General features: G+C 58.6%; 16 protein-coding genes. 11 read left to right on the top strand and 5 right to left on the bottom strand.

All coding sequences use genetic code 11. The features are described 5' to 3' along the window. Positions 1–43 precede the first annotated feature (43 nt). A complete protein-coding gene (locus BGO89_02220) occupies positions 44–1,258 on the top strand; it encodes a hypothetical protein (GenBank protein OJX59255.1) in 1,215 nt (404 codons plus the stop codon). Positions 1,259–1,282: 24 nt separating this feature from the next. Next, entirely contained in the window at positions 1,283–2,491 is a 1,209-nt protein-coding gene (locus tag BGO89_02225; GenBank protein ID OJX59256.1) for a hypothetical protein, read from the top strand. 123 nt (positions 2,492–2,614) lie between these two features. Here BGO89_02225 and BGO89_02230 read toward each other — a convergent pair whose 3' ends face one another. From BGO89_02230 to BGO89_02240, 3 genes are all read right to left on the bottom strand, one after another. Next, positions 2,615–3,637: a ferredoxin--NADP(+) reductase gene (locus tag BGO89_02230; GenBank protein OJX59257.1), complete on the bottom strand. Its 1,023-nt coding sequence runs from the start codon at positions 3,635–3,637 to the stop codon at positions 2,615–2,617. A gap of 69 nt (positions 3,638–3,706) precedes the next feature. Continuing rightward, the gene (locus tag BGO89_02235) at positions 3,707–4,753 is read right to left on the bottom strand and encodes a hypothetical protein (protein OJX59258.1); all 1,047 of its coding nucleotides are present in this window, start codon (positions 4,751–4,753) and stop codon (positions 3,707–3,709) included. Then, positions 4,753–7,584, bottom strand: coding sequence for an excinuclease ABC subunit A (locus BGO89_02240; GenBank protein ID OJX59259.1), 2,832 nt, complete (start codon positions 7,582–7,584; stop codon positions 4,753–4,755). Before BGO89_02240 ends, BGO89_02235 begins: the two co-directional genes overlap by 1 nt. A gap of 176 nt (positions 7,585–7,760) precedes the next feature. On the opposite strand from BGO89_02240, the gene BGO89_02245 reads away from it, so the two are divergent. The 7 genes from BGO89_02245 (at position 7,761) to BGO89_02275 (ending at position 16,625) form a co-directional block, all read left to right on the top strand. Continuing rightward, positions 7,761–7,982: a 50S ribosomal protein L28 gene (locus tag BGO89_02245; GenBank protein OJX59260.1), complete on the top strand. Its 222-nt coding sequence runs from the start codon at positions 7,761–7,763 to the stop codon at positions 7,980–7,982. 93 nt (positions 7,983–8,075) lie between these two features. Continuing rightward, on the top strand, positions 8,076–9,665 hold the full coding sequence (locus BGO89_02250; GenBank protein OJX59261.1) for a hypothetical protein: 1,590 nt from the start codon (positions 8,076–8,078) through the stop codon (positions 9,663–9,665). Positions 9,666–9,681: 16 nt separating this feature from the next. Continuing rightward, entirely contained in the window at positions 9,682–9,879 is a 198-nt protein-coding gene (locus tag BGO89_02255; protein ID OJX59262.1) for a hypothetical protein, read from the top strand. 4 nt (positions 9,880–9,883) lie between these two features. Next, positions 9,884–10,756, top strand: a complete 873-nt coding sequence (locus tag BGO89_02260) for a hypothetical protein (protein OJX59263.1) — start codon at positions 9,884–9,886, stop codon at positions 10,754–10,756. Next, positions 10,753–11,913, top strand: a complete 1,161-nt coding sequence (locus BGO89_02265; protein OJX59264.1) for a hypothetical protein — start codon at positions 10,753–10,755, stop codon at positions 11,911–11,913. Before BGO89_02260 ends, BGO89_02265 begins: the two co-directional genes overlap by 4 nt. A gap of 125 nt (positions 11,914–12,038) precedes the next feature. Then, on the top strand, positions 12,039–14,357 hold the full coding sequence (locus BGO89_02270; GenBank protein OJX59265.1) for a hypothetical protein: 2,319 nt from the start codon (positions 12,039–12,041) through the stop codon (positions 14,355–14,357). A 135-nt stretch (positions 14,358–14,492) separates the two neighbouring features. Beyond that, entirely contained in the window at positions 14,493–16,625 is a 2,133-nt protein-coding gene (locus tag BGO89_02275) for a methylmalonyl-CoA mutase (protein OJX59266.1), read from the top strand. A gap of 182 nt (positions 16,626–16,807) precedes the next feature. Here BGO89_02275 and BGO89_02280 read toward each other — a convergent pair whose 3' ends face one another. Both BGO89_02280 and BGO89_02285 read right to left on the bottom strand, forming a co-directional pair. Continuing rightward, the gene (locus BGO89_02280) at positions 16,808–17,134 is read right to left on the bottom strand and encodes a hypothetical protein (GenBank protein OJX59267.1); all 327 of its coding nucleotides are present in this window, start codon (positions 17,132–17,134) and stop codon (positions 16,808–16,810) included. Positions 17,135–17,320: 186 nt separating this feature from the next. Then, complete coding sequence (locus tag BGO89_02285; protein ID OJX59268.1) at positions 17,321–17,542, bottom strand: hypothetical protein; 222 nt, start codon at positions 17,540–17,542, stop codon at positions 17,321–17,323. A 578-nt stretch (positions 17,543–18,120) separates the two neighbouring features. Here BGO89_02285 and BGO89_02290 point away from each other — a divergent pair. Together BGO89_02290 and BGO89_02295 are read left to right on the top strand one after the other, a co-directional pair. Beyond that, positions 18,121–19,311 carry a hypothetical protein gene (locus BGO89_02290; GenBank protein OJX59269.1) on the top strand — a complete coding sequence of 397 codons (1,191 nt, stop codon included), beginning with the start codon at positions 18,121–18,123 and terminating at the stop codon, positions 19,309–19,311. Next, complete coding sequence (locus BGO89_02295; protein ID OJX59270.1) at positions 19,308–19,493, top strand: hypothetical protein; 186 nt, start codon at positions 19,308–19,310, stop codon at positions 19,491–19,493. Before BGO89_02290 ends, BGO89_02295 begins: the two co-directional genes overlap by 4 nt. The last annotated feature ends 39 nt before the right edge of the window (positions 19,494–19,532 follow it).

Genomic DNA, 19,532 nt, shown 5'->3' on the forward strand with positions numbered 1-19,532 from the left:
TCCAGTAGTTAGTTACGGACATTTATTTACCTCGGAGACAGAAATGAAATCGACAGTACTTCTTCGCGCCGCCATCGCCATCGTCGTGGTCATGTTCCTCGCCTCTTCGTCCACGTTCGCCCAACGGCTCATCCGTGGATCGGGGATAGAACTCGACGATCAAGGCATTGGACCGGCGTTGAATACCATACAACTGCTGACGCCGTCGAGCTCATCGCTTACGTCATCGTATACCCTGACGCTGCCGACGGGACTTCCGGCTGCGGGTGCGAATGGTCTGCTTCGTTCCAACTCGTCCGGCCAGTTGTCATGGATGACGGTATCGACGGCCGATAACGGTTCTATTCTTACGGTCGTAGGTGGGGATATCGTCGCTACGAATCCGACATCACTGACCACGCTCTGGTCCACCGGCGGCAATACGGGATTGACGGCAGGATCGACGAACTTCTTCGGTACGCGCGATAATGTCGGCCTCAACTTCATCACGAACGGTACGGGCAATGTCCGTATGTCGATCGAAGCCGACGGTTCCGTTCGCGTCTATCATTCGCTCGAACTCGCTGGCGGGAACACTCCCCTTCTCCTGAACGGTTCGGCCGGTACGGCAGGGTACGTGCTCACGAGCAACGGTGCCGGTCTGACGCCGACGTGGCAGGATCCCGCTTCCGGTCCGTTCTGGGCGGTCGGCGGCAACACCGCTCCCGCAAGCACGCTCCTCGGCAACAATGCCGTGAACGGCGACCTCGACCTCGTCGCCGGTGGTGTGGCACGGTTGAACATCGACGGTGCCACCGGTGCCGTGACGTTCAACAATGGCCTGCGTCTGTCCGATGGTGGTACGCACAACGCCACGATCAACCCCGCGACGCTTGCCGCCGATCACAACTATCGTCTGCCTAACATCGGTGCCACGTCCACGACGGGTGATGTCGCGGTCGCAAGCGGTCAGGGTACGGCCGGTTCCGTACTCGTATCCCAGGGCGCCAACGCTCCGGCGCAATGGCAAACGGTTCCCGCAATGTCGATGGTTCGCGGTATCGCCGATCCCGTCGACGGTTCCTTCCAGATCACGGTTTCTCCCGGCGTGGCTCTTTCGGCAACGTCGACGATCATGATCACGCACGTATCGTCCATCGGTGGTGGAGCCTTCGTCTCGACCATCACGCCGGGCACGGCAGGCGTCGCTTCCTTTACGGTCACACTGCCCGGTGCTGCCGACGCAAGCGATATCATCCATTGGATGGTTATCCCCTAACAAGAACATCGAGGAGTTCTGATCATGAAGAAGGAATGGTCCTTGCGTGGACGTGCAGGCTGGATAATGTGCTTCACCATCGTCATCGCGATGGTACAGGTGCACGACGTTCGTAGCCAGACCACGACACAGAGAATGACGAGATTGACTCTGGTTGAACAGAACGCTCCGTTCGGGACGGTATCCCTGATAGCTCCGGCAGGTGCCGGATCGTATCAACTCACCATGCCCGCCTCCGCACCGGGTCAGGGCAGCCTGCTCTATCTCAGCAACGGCAGCGGCCAGCTTGCATGGACGACGGCGCCGTCAGCGAATCAGGTGTTGACGACGAACGGTTCGGGGCAACCGACATGGGTGGCCAACTCCACGTTCCTCGGCAACACATGGTCCATCACCGGCAACACCGGCATGGATACGTCGACGCAGTACATCGGTACAACGGATGCACTGCCCATCATCGTTCGCACGAACGGCACGGAGCGTATGCGTGTGCGAGAGAACGGTAACGTCGGTATCGGTACGACGGGTAACGCAGTTACCGAGCGCCTGACGGTATCGGGTGGTAATCTGCTTCTCGCCAATACCGGTACGCGCGCCGAATTGCGTCTCATGGAAGCGTCGGCGAACGGGACCAACTTCGTCGGCCTTCGTGCACCGTCGGCGATGGCTTCCGACATCACGTATACGATGCCGTCGGGGTCACCCACATCGGGCACCTATCTCAAGGGTGGTTCGACGACGGCGACGGATCTCGAATGGTCGGACCTCGGTATTCCTCGTGTCGTCGTCAAAGGTGCCAACGAGGCTCTGGTGAGTACGCTGATCATCGGACAGGGAATCCAGGACGACGACAACCTCGTCATTCCCGTTTCCGCGAATGCCGTCTATGTCTTCGATATGTTCATCGCCACGAGCAAGACGGCGGTACTCGCCCTCGGTGACATCGCCATCCAGTTCGATGGTCCCGCTGGCACCACCGGTACCTTCGGCTACGTCAGCTCCGCTGCAGCTCTCAATCAGGGCGTGGTCCAGGCTCTCGGTATCGCCACGCCCGGAATCAGTGTAGCGGCGCTGGGTGGGGGCAATATCACATCCATCTACGTCAAGGGAATCATCCGCACTGGCGCCAATGCGGGGAACATCCAGTTCCGCTGGGGTATGGCCGGTATCGGACTCATCAACACACTGACCGTCTACCAGGACTCGTACATGCAACTCACGCGGATCCAGTAGGAAGGCCGTACTCTACCCTATCGATATGGAAAAGGGGCATCTCCTGCGAGATGCCCCTTCGTCGTTTTCATATGTTCGGATCGGATCCCACGGCGCGCGAGCACCGCCGCATGGGCCATCGAATCAGGCCAGCCCCGCGATACCCGTCACCGTCGTGTACTTGAGTACGTGCTTCTTCTCGGGATGCTGGCGTGCATAGATGACGTTGCATGCCACGGCCGCTTCGTGGAAGCCGCAGAGGATGAGCTTGAGCTTGTTGGGATATTCGTTGATGTCTCCGACGGCGTAGATACCGGGAACCGACGTTTCGTACGTCGTGGGTTCTACCGTAACGGCGTGCTTGTCCAGCGCGAGTCCCCAGTCGGCGATAGGACCGAGCTTGGGAGACAGGCCGAAGAGCGGGATGAAGTGATCCATGTCAACGCGCTCGATACGGCCGTCGTTGTGGGTAAGGCCCACTTCCTTCAGCGAACCGTTACCGCCGAGTTCCGTTACCTGCGCATCGGTGATCATCGTGATGCGTCCCGCGTCGGCCAGGGCCTGGGCTTTGGCAACGCTGTCGGGAGCGGCACGGAAGGACTGGCTGCGGTGGACCAGCGTCACCTCGCGTGCGATGTCGGCCAGGACGATGGTCCAGTCCAGCGCCGAGTCTCCTCCGCCACCGACGATGACGCGTTTGTCGCGATAGAATTCCGGATCGCGGATGACGTATTCCACGCCATGGTCTTCGAAGTCGCCGATGTTGGCGATAGCAGGCTTGCGTGGCTCGAAGCAGCCGAGGCCGCCGGCGAGGATGATGGTATGTCCTTCGATCACCACGCCACGATGGGTCGTGACGCGGAACCGGCCATCGTCGAGCTTCTCCATCGACTCCGCACGTTCGCCGAGCGAGAACGTCGGATGGAACGGTGCGATCTGCTTCATGAGGTTATCGATGAGATCGCCTGCCAGGACGGACGGATGTCCGGGAATGTCGTAGATCGGCTTCTTGGGATAGATCTCCGCACACTGTCCTCCGGGAACGCCCAGATAGTCGATGAGATGGCAATGCATCTTCAGCAGACCGGCTTCGAAGACGGTGAAGAGTCCGCACGGGCCCGCACCGATGATGATGATGTCCGTCGTGATGGGTTGTGTTGTCGACATGATGGTACGCTTACGTTGATGTCAAGACTTCAAAGATACGGCATTGACGGTGTCGGGAGCGTGCGGACGCTACCGTTCGCTGGTCGGCTCCACCCTTCCCCTGCCCATCATGTCGCGCATGGAGAGTCCCCCACGCATTTCGATGACGAGGCAGATGCCGCCCGACAGCAGGGCCGTACCGTAGTTGACGAGCCATGCCAGCACTCCGAAGGCCAGGCCTTCTTCCGGCGAAGCGCCATAGATACGCATGAGGGCCGCCTGGGCGAAGGATTGATAGATGCCGAGCGCTCCCGGCGTAGGTGCGATCGTGACGCCGATGGCGATGACGACGAGGACGATGGCCCCGTCCACGAAGGAGAAGGCCGGGTATGACCGTATGGGTAGGGCGAGCCATACGAACCACATGGGGAGGATGTAGAGCACCCATACTCCCGCGCTTTCGATGGCCAGACGGAACCACAGCGATGGCGTCGTGATCACGGAGAGTCCTGCACGGACGGATCCGAGCATGGACGACATGGCATCCGCCGTACGTGCATGGAAACGACGTACGGTGGCGTCGATCATGGCAGGGCCGGCCGACGTGAAGACCACGATGCCGATGAGGACGAGCAGGACGATCAACGGCAGGACGAGGCTTCCGAACAGCATCGTCGGACTGAAGTTCGGAATGGCGGCCGTGACCTTGTCGTGCTCGATACCAAGCACGAGGACGATTCCGATCAGCAGGGCGATGACGTCGAGGACGCGTTCCACGATGACGCTGCTGATGCTCGTCGCGAGAGGAATCCCTTCGCGCCTCGAATACACGAAGGGGCGTATCAGCTCGCCCGAACGAGGGATGATCGTGTTCGCGGCATAGCCGATCATGACGGCGTTGAATGCCGTCCACAACCCTGTGTCGGGATGGACGGGCTGCAGCAGCGTCTGCCATCGCCGCGCACGGACGAGGTGCGAGAGCAGGACGCATGGAATGCAGGCGAGCGTCCACCATGGGTCGGCCTGCGAGAGAATACGTGCCATGACGCCCAGATCGGCGATGCTGGCCACATACCACAAGGCCATACCGACGATGATGATACCGATGCTCAGACGCAGGCTATTGCTCCGGGCCATCAGTTGCCTTTCGACGATGTACGACGACGTCCCACCGTCATGCCCTGCTCTTCGAAGAAGGCCTTGAGCGCGGCACCGGTATGCGATCCCGTCGTACCGGCTACCTGCTTTGGTGTACCCGTGGCGACGATCCTGCCGCCCTGGTCACCACCATCCGGGCCGAGGTCGATGATCCAGTCCGCATGAGCCATGACGTGAACGTTGTGTTCGATGATGACGAGCGAATGCCCACGTTCGACGAGCCTGTCGAATGCCGTCAGGAGTGCTGCAACGTCGTGGACGTGCAGTCCGGTCGTGGGCTCGTCGAAGATGAAGAGGATCGGTCCGTCCGATTGCGAGTCGAGCTGCGCCGCGAGCTTGATACGCTGGGCCTCGCCGCCGGATAGGTGCGTGGAGGGCTGACCGAGTCTGATATATCCGAGGCCGACCTGTTGAAGGATGCGGAGCTTGTTTACGACCTTGGGCACGCTGTCGAAATGCTCGCATGCTTCGTCGACCGTCATGGCCAGCACGTCGACGATGGACTTGCCACGGTACAGGATATGCTGGGCATCGCGTTTGTAGCGCGAGCCGCCGCAGGCTTCGCACGGTAGTTCGATGTCGGGCAGGAACTGCATTTCGATCGTGACCTGACCTTCGCCTTCACAGACGTCGCATCGCCCACCGGCCACGTTGAAGGAGAAGTAGCCGGCCTTCCATCCCATCTGTTTCGCACCTTGCGTACTCGCGAAGACGTCGCGGATGTGGTCGAAGACCTTCGTGTAGGTTGCGGGCGTGGAGCGCGAGGAGCGGCCGATGGGGGTCTGGTCGATCATCTCGACGGCGGTGATGTTGTCGATGCCATCGATACGTTCACAGGTTCCGACTTCACCGGTATATCCGCCGAGCGTACGCTGGATGCCGCCGTAGAGCACGTCATGGACGAGGGAGCTCTTGCCGGATCCCGACACCCCCGTCACCACCGTCATGCAGCCGAGCGGGATATGGACGTCGTCGCCCTTGAGATTGTGGTGGACCGGGCGCAGCAGTGCGATCTCCTTGCCGTTGCCACGACGGTACGATGTCTTGACCGATACGGACCGGCGTCCCGTCAGGTAGTCCGCCGTCAGTGACTCTCCCCCTTCGATCATGTCGGGCAGCGATCCGCTGTAGACCACGTCGCCACCGAACTCTCCCGCAGCGGGACCGATGTCGATGACGTGATCGGCGGTGCGTATGACGTCGAGGTCGTGTTCGACGATGACGACGCTGTTGCCGAGCCCGCGCAGTCGTTGCAGGATGGACAGCAGACGATGCGTATCACGGGGGTGGAGGCCGATGCTCGGCTCGTCCAGTACGTAGAGCGTGCCGACGAGGGCCGATCCGAGGGACGTGGCGAGATTGATGCGCTGGGATTCACCGCCCGACAGCGTGTGGGACAGACGATCCAGTGTAAGGTATTCCAGGCCGATGTCGACGAGAAGGGTCAGACGACGCCGTATCTCCAGAAGGATCTGGCCCACGATCTGTTCTTCGTGATCCGTGAGATCGAGCCTGTTGAAATGATCGCGTGCTTCGAGAAGTGTCAGGTTGACGACATGTGGAATATTCTTTCCACCTACGAAGACCTGCCGTGCGGCCGTACGCAAGCGGGAGCCATGGCACGAATGGCAGCGCGTGTATCCGCGATAGCGGCTGAGCATGACGCGGTAGTGGGTCTTGTAGGACTTCTCCTCCAGCATGCGGAAGAAGCCTTCGACGCCGATGTAGTCGCCGAAGCCCTTCATCAGCAGTTCCATCTGTTCGGGCGTGAAGGACAGCACGGGCTTGTCGATGGGGATGCCCTTCGACGGCGCTTCCTTCAGCAGGACGCGAAGATGGGAGCCGAAGGTCTCGCCACGGAAGGGATGGATGGCTCCCCTCTTGATGCTCAGACTCTTGTCGGGAAAGACGAGATGCTCGTCGATACCCACGCTGCGGCCGAAGCCCTGACACGTCGGGCATGCGCCGAAGGGATTGTTGAAGGAGAACAGCCGTGGTTCGGGTTCGATGTACTGCGTCTGGGTGCGCGCGCTTTCGAAGCGCGACGAGAAGAATCTGTCCTCGCCCGTCGCGAGGTTGCGGATGATGACACGGCCGTTGCCCGCATCGAAGGCCGTTTCCAGGGAGTCCGTCACACGGCTCCGTGTTTCCTCGTCATTGCGGATGATGATGCGGTCGACAAGGACCTTCAACGACGATGGATCCTTGGGCAGGGCCGTCAGATCACCGATCTCCACAAGGTCGGTACCATCGTCCATCACGAGGCGCGAGAAGCCACGTGCCGTGAGGCCGTCGCGGACGTCTTCGACCGAGGCCTGGTCCAGCGTCGGAACGTACATGATGTAGAGCCGCGTGCCGTCGGCGAGCGAGAAGAGTTCATCGGCCACGGACTGGGGCGAGTCCTTGCGTATCACTTCGCCCGTGTCCTTGTCGATCACCGTACCGATGCGGCCGTAGAGCAGACGCAGGTAGTCGTAGATCTCCGTCGTCGTACCGACGGTCGAGCGGGGATTCTTCGAGAACGTCTGCTGTTCGATGGCCACGGCCGGTGGCAGGCCGCCGATCGAGTCGACGTCCGGCTTGTTCATACGGTCCAGGAACTGCCGTGCATAGGCGCTCAGGGATTCGACGAAGCGCCGTTGTCCTTCGGCATAGAGGGTATCGAAGGCAAGGGAGGACTTGCCCGATCCGGACACACCCGTAATGACGGTCAAGGCGTTTCGGGGAATGTCGACCGATACGTTCCTGAGGTTGTTGACGCGGGCACCACGGACGGAAATGAGGCGTGCGGATTCGGAGGATTTAGCCATAGAAAGCAAAATTACGGTACGGATCGACACGTATGACGACGTCCGGCGAAGGATTCATGTATGTGACGGGATTTCCGTCGGTTACATCCATTCCTTACTGGCACGGCGCTTGCTTTGTGTTGATAACATGTGTAATTTTGTGTTCTTGTGTCAATCCCTTCCAGCTGGAGACAATCATGTCGCGTCGTTGTGAACTCACGGGTACTGGCGTTATGTACGGCAACAATGTGTCGCACGCCAATAACAAGACCCGTCGTCGGTTCCTGCCCAATCTGCAGAAGAAGCGTATCTGGGTTCCTGAAGAAGGTCGCTGGGTAACCGTAAAGGCTACCGCAAGCGCTCTCAAGACCCTCGACAAGGTCGGTTACACGGCCATGAAGAAGCGTCTGCAGAAGTAATTCCCGTCGGGAAAAAGCATGAAAAGGTCGCCGTCGGCGGCCTTTTTTCGTTCTCTGTCGCATATTACGGGCTGTTCAACGTCTTACGGAATCATGAAACGAACAGCGATAAGCACGATCGTCGTGATCGGCGGTATGATCTGTGGTGCCCAGTCCGGGCGGGCGTATGTCGTGGAGGACGATTCCCTTTCCCGTGTCCGGAAGGCTCGTGAATACTTCATTAACGGTACCGCGCTGCAACTTCAGGGAGACAAGCACGCGGAGGCCATCCTGGAATTCCAGCAGGCGCTCCGTTACGATAGTGCCAGCGTCACGCTGAACGCCATGGCACGCAGCTTCCTGGAACTGCACAAGGTGGAACTCGCCCGCGAGGCTGCGGAAGCATCGACGAGGCGTTCACCGCGGCAACCGGAAGGCTGGGAACTGCTGGCCGAAATCCTGATCTCCGAAGGTCGCTACGACGAGGCGATCGAAGCCTACGAACGGATCCAGGGTCTGGAACCCACACGACGTCAGTTATATACGCTCGGCAGGCTGTACGAACCTCGTGATCCCGACCGGGCTATCGCAGTGTTCGAACGTCTCATGAAGATGGAGCCGGATCTCGGAGTACTCCGGCGTCTGGCCGAACTGTATCAGCGTACCAAGCAGAACAACGGCCTGATCAGCGCCCTCGAACGCGCCCAGGGGATGGCCCCGGCGTCTGCCGACATCGCATCCGATCTCGTACGGACCTATCTTCAGGCAGGCAAGGTCGATGCCGCCGCAGACCTGCTCCGATCCTGGGCCACGAAGGATCAGGATCTCGAATCCCGTGCGGGAGTATGGTTGAGCGGATATGGCGTCTTCCTTTCCGATTCGCTCCTCACCCTGCTCAATGCCGATACCGTTATCGGTCTGCTCGATACGGGCAGCCAGCGATTCGCACAGGTATGGCCCGTTATGGTGGCGGGCGGCGCCGTCGCGCTGCGGATCCAGGACACTGCTCGTGCCTCAGCGCAATTCCGTCAGGCCGTGGTTCACGGCAAGGGGGACGCCGAAGTGCCGTTGCAGATCGCCATGACCTATCTCACGCTCGCCCAATGGCAGCAGGCGTACGACATTCTCGCCCAGGGCGTGGGCCTGCATCCGCAGGATGCCCGCTTCCCCTTCTTCATGGCTTCGGCTTGCATGCAGATGGACAAGGATTCACTCGCCCTGCTTCTCTATCGCAGGACGGTAACGATCGAGCCGGGTTATACCGATGCATGGATACAGATGGGATTGCTGTTCGATATGGCCGGCAAACCCGATTCGTCCGACATCGTCTATGAAAAGGCCCTGGAGCTCGAGCCCGACAATCATCTCGCCAACAACAACTACGCATACTCTCTGGCCGTACGCGGCCGCGATCTCGAACGCGCCCGCCTGATGTCATGGCGTGCGGTTCAACAGTATCCCGCGAATCCTTCCTACCTCGATACCTACGCCTGGGTATTGTATCAGAGCGGTGATTACGACAGGGCTCGGACGTATATCGAGCGCGCCATCGTGCGTGGTGGCAATGCGACGCATTACGAACACCTGGGCGACATCCTGGAACGTCTCGGCCTGCTCGATGAAGCCGTGCGTGCATGGGAAACCGCACTCGAGAAGGATCCCGGACGCGATTCGATCCAACGCAAGCTCTCCAGGTACAGATAACTACAGGTAACGCATCATGATCACATCGACCGATCAATCCGACTACGAAATCCTCATCCGCCGTCGTGGCGAGAACGACTATGCCTCCTACTGTCCGCAGCTCGCCCACATGATCAAGGGTACTGCGCACGAAGAGGTCGAGGAGGCGATGAAGGCCTACGTGCTCGCATATATCGAACGCGTGAAGAGCGAACAAGCTACGTCGGCGAACTGACGCCATGCAGCAAGCCCTCGCCCGATGGTGGGTACGCATTCTCCTGACACTGCTCGCGGTGGCGGCCCTCGTCTCCATCATGGCAGTGCTTCCTACAGCCTGGATGGGCTCAACGGTCGGTCCACTCGTCTTCTATGCACCGCTCACCTTTCTCATGATCGGCATCGAGAAGATGCGGAAAGGTGGTACGGCGGCATGTGCGGGTCTCCCCTTGCGCCAGACCATCGGCAGAGAATTGCTATCGGGCACGTCGATCGCCATGCTCATGCTCACTGTCGTTGCCGTGGTGGCATGGTTCCTCGGAGCTACCTGGACGACGGTGGGTACCGGAGCCTTCCCCTTCATCATGTTCATGATCGCCGCTGCCGGTGAGGAGATACTCTTCCGGGGAACGATCTTCCAGGCACTGGAAGAACGCTTCGGCAGTATCGCAGCGGTATCGACGACGTCGCTGCTGTTCGGTGTCGCACATCTGTCGAACGACGGGGCCGATCTTCTCGCCGTCGTCAACGTGAGTCTTGCCGGCATCCTTCTCGGCACGATGGCTTCCGTGACTCGTTCGTTGTGGCCCGGTATCGCCTTCCATATCGTATGGAACGTACTCGTCGCACTCTGCTTCGGTGCCGTAAGTGGAAATGGCGTCGATGGTGCCATCGTCACGATGGACGTGTCGCATGTCGCGCCATCGTTGCAATGGCTCGTGACGGGAACCTTTGGAATAGAGCATGGTCTTGTGACGACGTTGCTTCTCGCGATCGCGACATGGATCGTGGCACGACGCTTGCCCTGGAATCCCTATGTTGCCGCAGCGCGTGCACGACGCCGTTTCGCCGAACAGGCCGTGACGATCGAACAACAATCACCATCGACTACATGAAGCCATCTTCCCGGATACTGGTCTGTCTTCTCGCCGTCGTCGCACTGTCCGTACCACGCGTCTCGGCACAGTGGATGTTCATGAAGTCGGATGGCGATACCCTCCTGCAGCAGGGCATCCAGTACATCTACAACGTACAGTTCGACAAGGCCATCGCGAAGTTCAAGGAAGTCAAGAGTCTCTATCCCGATCACCCTGCGGGTTACTTCCTCGATGCGATGGTCGAATGGTGGCGTCTGAATATCAACAGACGCACCAGGGAATACGATGCCGCCTTCCTTCAGAAGATCGAAACGGTACTGAACGTCTGCGACAAACAACTCGAGAACGATCCGAAGAACATCACCGGGCTCTTCTTCAAGGGAGGTGCACTCGGATTCCGTGCGCGGTTCCATGCCGTGCGTGAAAGCATGATCAATGCCGCCAACGATGGCAAGGAAGCGTTCGACATTCTCATGGAATGCAAGAAGATCGCACCGGGTAATCACGACATCATGCTCGGTACGGGCATCTACAACTACTTCGCCGTCGCGTTGCCGGAGAAGTATCCCCTGCTCAAGCCCGTCATGGTCTTCTTCCCCGGAGGCGACAAGTTCCTCGGCATCCTGCAACTGCAGGCAGCGGCCCGCAAGGCGCGTTACGCCTACGTCGAAGCCGAGGTCGTGCTCTTCCAGGTCTATTACGATTTCGAAAAGGATCCTCGCAAGGCGATGGAATATGCCGGCGAGCTGTTCCGTCGCTATCCCGACAATCCATACTTCCATAAAGCATACGGACGTTGTGCCGTACAGCTCGGTCCCATCGACAGTATGGAAGTCGTATGGCGCGACGTGCTGAACCGTTTCTTCGACAAGCGGTTCGGTTATGATAATCTCACCGCGCGCGAGGCTTTGTATTATATTGGCCTTGCCAGAATGCGTAAAAACGATTATGAAATGGCGCTGAAATATTTGTATAAGTGCGATGAAGCCTGTCGAGCTCTCGACGAGGATCCTTCGGGCTTCATGATCAAGACGAATCTGCTGATTGGCCAGATCTACGACCTCCAGGGAAAACGTGATCTCGCCGTCAAGCAGTACGACAAGGTTCTTGCCTGGTCCGACAACAACGGTTCCCATGCCGAAGCACAGCGATACAGGCAGCAGCCGTATCGGTGATGCAGGAACCGATGCCGCATCTCGAGTGTAGAAGCGAGCGAAGCATGGTTTGATCTTTGTACAATTGCGAGGAAGGGGCCTATATGATGTCCAAACGTACGCTGTGGCGAACTCTTGCAGCATTGATGATCGCAATAGCCTTCACGGGAAGCGCGAATGCCCAAAGCCAGGCCGGACGTGCCGGATTCGGCTTCAGTGCTGGCGGAGCCAAGTACTTCGGGGAGTTTTCGGATAACTCATGGTGGCTCGGGGGAGATATCTTCTTCCGGTACAATGCACTGGACTGGTTGTCCTTCCAGGCACAGTTCAGCTACGCCAATCCCCGGTATCGTATCGACGTCGACAATGCGCTCGGCAAGTACACCGACTACTTCGGTCTGCGTTCCGACGGAAGCCCGAAGGTTCCCGGTGATCGCTACCCCAACGGTACGTTGATCTCCGACGACGGCGAGGAACGCCGGAACAATACGCGCATCTTCTCCTATGAAGTTCTGGCTGCCATCAATCTGCTGCCGGGAGAGAAATTCAATCCGTTTATCTTCGGCGGTATAGGCCTGATGTCCTATCAGGTCCGCCCCGGTCTCTCCGGCGGTGCCGGCCTCGGCAGGGATCCGATCAACGGCGAAGTGAAGGTCGGCGTCCTCCCCGGCCAGGCTGCCGGACTCTACAAGACGGACGGTCTGAACGGTGGCGTCGTCTTCCCTGTCGGTCTCGGCTTCGAGCTCTACCTGACGGACGATCTGGTGTTCAACGGTCGCGGTACCTTCCGCTTCACGACGACGCAGTATCTGGACGACTACAATCCGGGTAGCATGAAGGCCTACGATCCCACGACGAATCAGTATTCGAATGTCACCCTTCCCGAACCTGCCGGTGTGTCGAAGGGCGGCAACGATGCCTTCTTCACGGTCGGTCTCGGCTTCACCTACTACGTCTTCGGCAATGCAGACTACGACGGCGACGGCATCACCAACAGTCAGGAACGTCAACTCGGTACGGACGAGAACAATCCCGATACCGACGGCGACGGTCTTCCCGACGGATACGAATACATGGGATCGAGGAAGGTCCCGACCGGCTTCACGAGAGAGCAGATCGACGCCCTTCCCGAGACGAACATCCGCACCAATCCCCTCAAGCAGGACACGGACGAGGACGGTCTGAACGACCGCGAGGAATTCCTCGTGCACAAGACCAATCCTGCCAGCGCCGATACCGATGGTGACGGCCTCAAGGACAACGAGGAGATCGCCCGCAAGACCAATCCGAACAATCCGGACACGGACGGCGATGGCCTGACGGACGGTGACGAAGCCAATACCTACAAGACGGATCCCCTGGCGGCCGATACCGATCAGGACGGCCTCGCCGATGGTGACGAAGTCAAGAAGTACAACACCAGTCCCACCAACGCCGATACCGACAAGGATGGCCTGAAGGATGGCGACGAAGTCAACACCTACAAGACCAATCCCGCCAAGGACGATTCGGACAACGACGGTCTGACGGATGGTGATGAAGTGCTGCGCTACAAGACCGATCCGAACAACCCGGATACGGATGCCGACGGTCTCAACGATGGTGACGAGGTCAAGACCTACAAGTCCAATCCCCTCAAGACCGATACCGACGGCGACGGTCTGACGGACGGCGATGAAGTCAACAAGTACAAGACCAATCCCGTCGCCGACGATTCCGACATCGATGGCCTCAAGGACGGAGACGAAGTCAACACGTACCAGACGGATCCGGCCAACAAGGACACGGATGGCGACGGTCTGACGGACGGCGATGAAGTCAACACCTACAGGACCAATCCCAAGAACGTCGACTCCGATAACGACGCCCTGAAGGATGGCGACGAGGTGAATACCTACAAGACCAATCCTGCCATGGCCGATACGGATGGCGATACGCTGACGGACGGTGACGAGGTGAACCGCACGAAGACCAATCCTCTCGATCCGGATACGGACCGCGACGGATTCAAGGATGCCGTGGACAAGTGCCCGCTCATCGCCGGCGTCGCTCCTGATGGTTGCCCGCCGAAGCCCAAGCCGAACACGGTGACGAACTTCCCTGGAGTGCTCTTCATCGTGAACACGGACAACTTCGATATGACCGCGCCCGGCACGATGGAAAGCCTCAACAAGATCAAGGCTCTCGTCGATCAATGCGACGGTATCACGGTCGAAATCGAAGGTCATGCCTCCAGTGAAGGCCAGGCCACGCGTAATCAGGAACTGTCCGAAATGCGCGCCGCTGCCGTCAAGAACTGGCTGATCAACCAGGGCGTCAAGGCCGAGAAGATCGTCCGTACCGTGGGCTACGGCTCGACCCGCCCGTTCATCCCCGAACCCAAGAAGGGCAAGAAGGATGTGATCGAGGCAGCACGCAAGCAGAACCGCCGTATCGCGGTACGCGTCATCGACACATGTAAGTAATCGACGTCGGCCCAGGCCGACGCATCCACAGGACGGGGCAATCGGTATCGACACGGTCATTCGTGTCCGTACTGATTGCCCCGTTCCTTGTTCGTACTTTTGCCCCTCAACGCAGATAGCTACAGGAACAGGCGAATGACGATCGACATCTCCGTATGGACCGAACTGGCCAGGAAGGAACTCAAGGACCGTCCTCTCGAATCCCTGACGACGACGTCCGCCGAGGGGATTCCGATTCGGCCGCTCTATACGTCGGCCGATCTCGAGGCGATCGGCTTCGAGGAAACGCTTCCGGGCATCTTCCCCTTCGTGCGTGGTCCGTATGCAAGCATGTTCACCAACCGTCCATGGACGATCCGCCAGTATGCCGGGTTCTCCACGGCCGAAGAATCGAACCGGTTCTATCGCAAGGCCCTGGCCGCCGGGCAGAAGGGGCTTTCCGTGGCCTTCGACCTGGCGACGCATCGCGGCTACGACAGTGATCATCCCCGTGTCGAGGGCGACGTGGGCAAGGCCGGTGTGGCCATCGACTCCGTCGAGGACATGAAGATCCTCTTCGATGGTATCCCGCTCGACGTCATGAGCGTTTCCATGACGATGAACGGAGCAGTCATTCCCATCCTCGCCATGTATATCGTGGCGGCCGAAGAGCAAGGTGTGAGTCAGGACAAACTGAGCGGTACCATCCAGAACGACATCCTGAAGGAGTTCATGGTCCGCAACACCTATATCTACCCTCCCGAGCCGTCCATGCGGCTGGTCGCCGACATCATCGAGCATACCAGCCGTCATATGCCCCGCTTCAACTCGATTTCCATCAGCGGCTACCACATGCACGAGGCCGGAGCGACGGCTGTGCAGGAGCTCGCCTACACCATCGCCGACGGGCTCGAATACGTCCGCACGGCGATGTCGAGCGGCATGGAGGTGGATACCTTCGCTCCCCGTCTGTCCTTCTTCTTCGCTATCGGCATGAACTTCTTCATGGAGATCGCCAAGCTGCGCGCTGCACGACAGTTGTGGGCGACGGCCATGCGGCAGTTCACGCCGAAGCGGGATACGTCGCTGATGTTGCGTACGCACTGCCAGACGTCGGGTTGGTCCCTCGCCGCACAGGATCCGTACAACAACGTCATCCGGACGACGATCGAAGCGATGGCAGCCGTCCTGGGCGGTACGCAATCGCTGCATACCAATTCCTTCGACGAGGCCCTGGGACTGCCCACGGACATGTCGGCACGGATCGCCCGGAACACCCAGCTCATCATCGCCGAAGAATCGCAGGTCACCAGGGTCGTGGATCCGCTCGGTGGCTCCTACTATATCGAATCGCTCACGTCGTCGCTCGTCAAGGAGGCCGCGGCTATCATCGCCGAAGTCGAAGGCTTCGGCGGGATGACGAAGGCCATCCAGGCAGGCATTCCGAAGATGCGGATCGAGGAATCCGCTGCCCGCAGGCAGGCCCTGATAGACCAGGGCAAGGAAGTCATCGTGGGGGTCAATAAATACCGCCCTACGGACGAAGCGGACATCGACGTGCTCGACATCGACAACACGGCCGTGCGTGCGTCGCAGATCCAACGTCTGAAGAAGATCCGCGCGGAGCGGAACGATGCGGAGGTTCGGCGTCTGCTCTCCGTACTCGAGGAAGCTGCCCGCACCGGTACGGGTAACATGCTGGCCCTGGCCATCGACTGTGCCCGTGCACGTGCCACCGTCGGCGAGATCAGCGAGGCAATGGCGAAGGTATTCTCACGATACGAGGCACATTCCGTGGCCATCGAAGGTGTCTATGGAGCGCAGTATGCGAACGATCCCGACTTTGCCGCCGTTCGTGCGGATGTGGAAGAGTTCGCGCGGCAGTATGGCAGGAGGCCCCGGATCCTGGTAGCGAAGCTCGGGCAGGACGGACACGACCGTGGAGCCAAGGTCATCGCCACGTCCTTCGCCGACATCGGCTTCGACGTCGATATCGGCCCCCTGTTCAGCACGCCGGCCGAGGCTGCACGCCAGGCATCGGACAATGACGTCCACGTCGTCGGGGTGTCGAGTCAGGCTGCAGGACACAAAACGCTGATACCACAGCTTCTGGCTGCGCTCAAGGACGAAGGTGCGGAGGATATCATCGTCGTGGCGGGTGGAATCATTCCGCCGAAGGATTACGGCGACATGTACGCTATGGGGGTGAAGGCCGTATTCGGTCCCGGCACCAATATCATCCAGGCTGCCCGTGAAGTGCTAAAGCAAATAAGACTTGCTATCAAATAGGGATATTCTCGTATTTTGGTGGTGGCAAAAATAAAATCTCCTCAGTAACTACGTCGGCCTCTCTTCCGATCGTCGCTCCTGAGGAGATGAAAGGTCAGTGCGTACCAGTCGTGGGCATACGATCTGATATCGACACTGATTGTGAATTCATTTTCCCGCCGTGAAAAGAGACGGGTCAGAACTCAAACAGCATGGGCATATGCAGGGATTTGCGTGGCTTTGAAACCACAGCTACGCTCAAGGAGCGTAACGACTTCCTTGCGACGGTTCATATCGGCTTTCGGCATGAGGAAAACGTCGAAGCGAACCTTATCGCGGCTGCCGGCGAGATCCGTCCATGAGCCAAAACGTTCATCCAGTGCAAGCTGGCGAACTGTAGGAACTGCATCCACTTCGAAGGCATCGATGACCGAATACTGGCCGTTGTCTTCGCGTTTGAGGACTCCAACGATGCCCGGTACATCGTAAGCTCGCCAGTGTTCGAGGCTTACGGGGGCCATGAAGTGCATGCAGTTTTGAACCGGCATTGATAGTAGCATTGTTGTTCTCCTGACGAATCGTCTGTCGACCTGGCTGTTAGTTTTCTTCGCCGCGGTCAATGATGTACGGGAGGTGTCTGTTCGTGTCTTCCATGGTAAACTCAGAATTGGGGTTTGACATTCGTTCGAGGTCTTGGCAAGGATTCTGAGCTAACCTTAGTCTTCGGTGCGATCGATACCGCCGCGGAGCTTGTCCAGTTCGGCAGGGTTGGCAGCGTAGTACTCGAACACGGCCGTATTGGTCTGATACTGCTGCATCATGGCTGTTTGCATCGCCTGCTGCTGCTGATAATACGTGTACGGAACCGGTTCGCCTGCCGGAGGCTGAGGCGATGTCAGAAGACCGAAGTACATCAGGATTGCGCAGATCAGATCCATGGTCGTGCCCTATCTAGTAGTGTTGCTGTTTGCCCGTTTCGAATTTGTTATTGTAAGCGGCGCTTTTGTTTCCTCGGCGCGTCTTACAGGGACAAATTTCGGGGGTTCGAGAGGCGATACCACTTACAGAAATCGACCATTTGTTACATTAACCCTATCCGGGGATGCTTGGAAGCAGAAAGTGCGCTTTCCGAGCATTTTTCGAACCGCCTGAGGCTACTCTCCGCAGAAAAAGGGACCCGAACGTGGATATTTTGCGTGAAATACTGCGAGTTGTTACATCCAAATCGGACACCAGGAAGACCTTTCCTGAGCTCCATGACGACAATTCAGAGAATCTACTTACGGCAAAGTACATACGCGGCGTGCTTGACAACCAGTATGAAACGGACGATCAAGCCGCGAAGGATCTCTATGGATCCGGAAGGATCGACCAAAGATACAGAACATTGAAGTCTAGACTACAGGAGCGGCTGCTCCATTCCCTGCTCTTCCTGCAGGTCAAGCAGCCGGAGCATTCCGAGATCCTTTCCTACTATTACAAGTGCACTCGTAACCTTATTGCTGCACAGACACTTATGAGGTTCGCGTCGAGAAAGGCCAGCACCTACGTCGCCGAGCGGACACTCGTCGTCGCGCAAAAATACCAGTTTACGGATCTGTGTCTCCAGCTCGTCGCATTGCTCCGCGAATCGGCCGGAATCCGGTTCAGCCGCAAGGAATTCCTGCATTACAATCAGTTGCTCAAGGAATACCTGGAAATCCTCGAAGCGGAGTATGCCAGCGAGGAGGGCCTGGACTATGTCGTCATCGAATCCAAGATCGCCAGCCGAAAGAAGAGCTATCTGCTCGACCTCAGCAAGGGCTACATGGACAGGATCGATGCCAGTGTGGCGAAGCATGCGTCGCACAAGCTCATCCTGAACAAGTACCGTATGGCCGTCAACGTCTCGGAAATCAGCGGCGAGCACGAGCGTTCCATCGAGATCTGCAACGAGGCTCTGGAATATCTCTTCTCCAATCCCCACCTCATCCAGAAGGCACGGATCGGCGAGTTCACCAGTACGAAGATGTTCAGTTGCGTCTATCTCCGGAGGTTCCGCGACGCCCTCGACGTGGCCGACACATGTATCAACAGCTTCATCGAGGCGGGAACGAACTGGTACGTGGCCCTGGACGTATCCTTCGTCTCGGCCATCAACTGCGGCGAGTACGACATCGCCCTGGACTACTACTGGAAAGCCGTCTCGCACAAACGCTTCGCGCTGCAGCCGGAACATACGCGTGAGCGATGGGTCGTCTACGGCGCCTATCTCAACCTTGCCGAACGTCTCGGCCTGTTCCGCTTCAAGGAAGAGTCGCAGCGCACCACGTTCCGTCTTTCGACCTTCATGAACTCGGTACCGGTCTTCTCCAAGGAAAAGAAGATCGAGAACATCCTCATCCTCATCTCGCACACGGCCTTCCTCATCATCGACAATGCCTACGACTCTGCGGAGCGTCGTCTGGAATACCTCAGGGTCTATACGACGCGGTATCTGCGCGAGAAGGAATACATGCGGACGCGACTCTTCCTGCGCCTTATCGCCTCCTTCCCCCGCCTCAGCTTCGACGCGAAGGCCATCGCTTCGGCCAATGCGAAGCTCGCCAAGCTTCTCGAGGAGTCCAGCGCCGAGCCTATGCCATCGGAAACGAACGAGCTCATTCCCTACGAAGTGTTGTACAAGCAGTTGTTGCGTGTGCTGGAGCAGAACTCGCAGGAAGTATGAGAACGGCCGTCGGCGCCTGGATCGCTTTGCAGTTTCGGCCATTGACCATTATCGATTGCGAAACGGCGTTCATCCCTATATCATACCTGTGCGATTACCCATACACTTTCGGCATTTTTGACACCGTATGCCTCGTGACCATGGCGTTTCAGGGGCTATGCGCTATCGATCGTATATCCTGAATACTCCTGTCGTCTATGATCCCAGATTCCCTGTCGTCC

The organism is Candidatus Kapaibacterium thiocyanatum (assembly GCA_001899175.1).
GTDB classification, from domain to species: domain Bacteria; phylum Bacteroidota; class Ignavibacteria; order Kapaibacteriales; family Kapaibacteriaceae; genus Kapaibacterium; species Kapaibacterium thiocyanatum.

What these genes read in the sequence shown, in the direction of transcription:
- BGO89_02240 (OJX59259.1), bottom strand. Translation starts at nt 7,584, where the DNA reads ATGGCTAAATCCTCCGAATCCGCACGCCTCATTTCCGTCCGTGGTGCC.
- BGO89_02220 (OJX59255.1), top strand. Translation starts at nt 44, where the DNA reads ATGAAATCGACAGTACTTCTTCGCGCCGCCATCGCCATCGTCGTGGTC.
- BGO89_02265 (OJX59264.1), top strand. Translation starts at nt 10,753, where the DNA reads ATGAAGCCATCTTCCCGGATACTGGTCTGTCTTCTCGCCGTCGTCGCA.
- BGO89_02270 (OJX59265.1), top strand. Translation starts at nt 12,039, where the DNA reads ATGATCGCAATAGCCTTCACGGGAAGCGCGAATGCCCAAAGCCAGGCC.
- BGO89_02290 (OJX59269.1), top strand. Translation starts at nt 18,121, where the DNA reads ATGAGGTTCGCGTCGAGAAAGGCCAGCACCTACGTCGCCGAGCGGACA.
- BGO89_02285 (OJX59268.1), bottom strand. Translation starts at nt 17,542, where the DNA reads ATGGATCTGATCTGCGCAATCCTGATGTACTTCGGTCTTCTGACATCG.
- BGO89_02295 (OJX59270.1), top strand. Translation starts at nt 19,308, where the DNA reads ATGAGAACGGCCGTCGGCGCCTGGATCGCTTTGCAGTTTCGGCCATTG.
- BGO89_02225 (OJX59256.1), top strand. Translation starts at nt 1,283, where the DNA reads ATGAAGAAGGAATGGTCCTTGCGTGGACGTGCAGGCTGGATAATGTGC.
- BGO89_02235 (OJX59258.1), bottom strand. Translation starts at nt 4,753, where the DNA reads ATGGCCCGGAGCAATAGCCTGCGTCTGAGCATCGGTATCATCATCGTC.
- BGO89_02260 (OJX59263.1), top strand. Translation starts at nt 9,884, where the DNA reads ATGCAGCAAGCCCTCGCCCGATGGTGGGTACGCATTCTCCTGACACTG.
- BGO89_02280 (OJX59267.1), bottom strand. Translation starts at nt 17,134, where the DNA reads ATGCACTTCATGGCCCCCGTAAGCCTCGAACACTGGCGAGCTTACGAT.
- BGO89_02230 (OJX59257.1), bottom strand. Translation starts at nt 3,637, where the DNA reads ATGTCGACAACACAACCCATCACGACGGACATCATCATCATCGGTGCG.
- BGO89_02250 (OJX59261.1), top strand. Translation starts at nt 8,076, where the DNA reads ATGAAACGAACAGCGATAAGCACGATCGTCGTGATCGGCGGTATGATC.
- BGO89_02245 (OJX59260.1), top strand. Translation starts at nt 7,761, where the DNA reads ATGTCGCGTCGTTGTGAACTCACGGGTACTGGCGTTATGTACGGCAAC.
- BGO89_02255 (OJX59262.1), top strand. Translation starts at nt 9,682, where the DNA reads ATGATCACATCGACCGATCAATCCGACTACGAAATCCTCATCCGCCGT.
- BGO89_02275 (OJX59266.1), top strand. Translation starts at nt 14,493, where the DNA reads ATGACGATCGACATCTCCGTATGGACCGAACTGGCCAGGAAGGAACTC.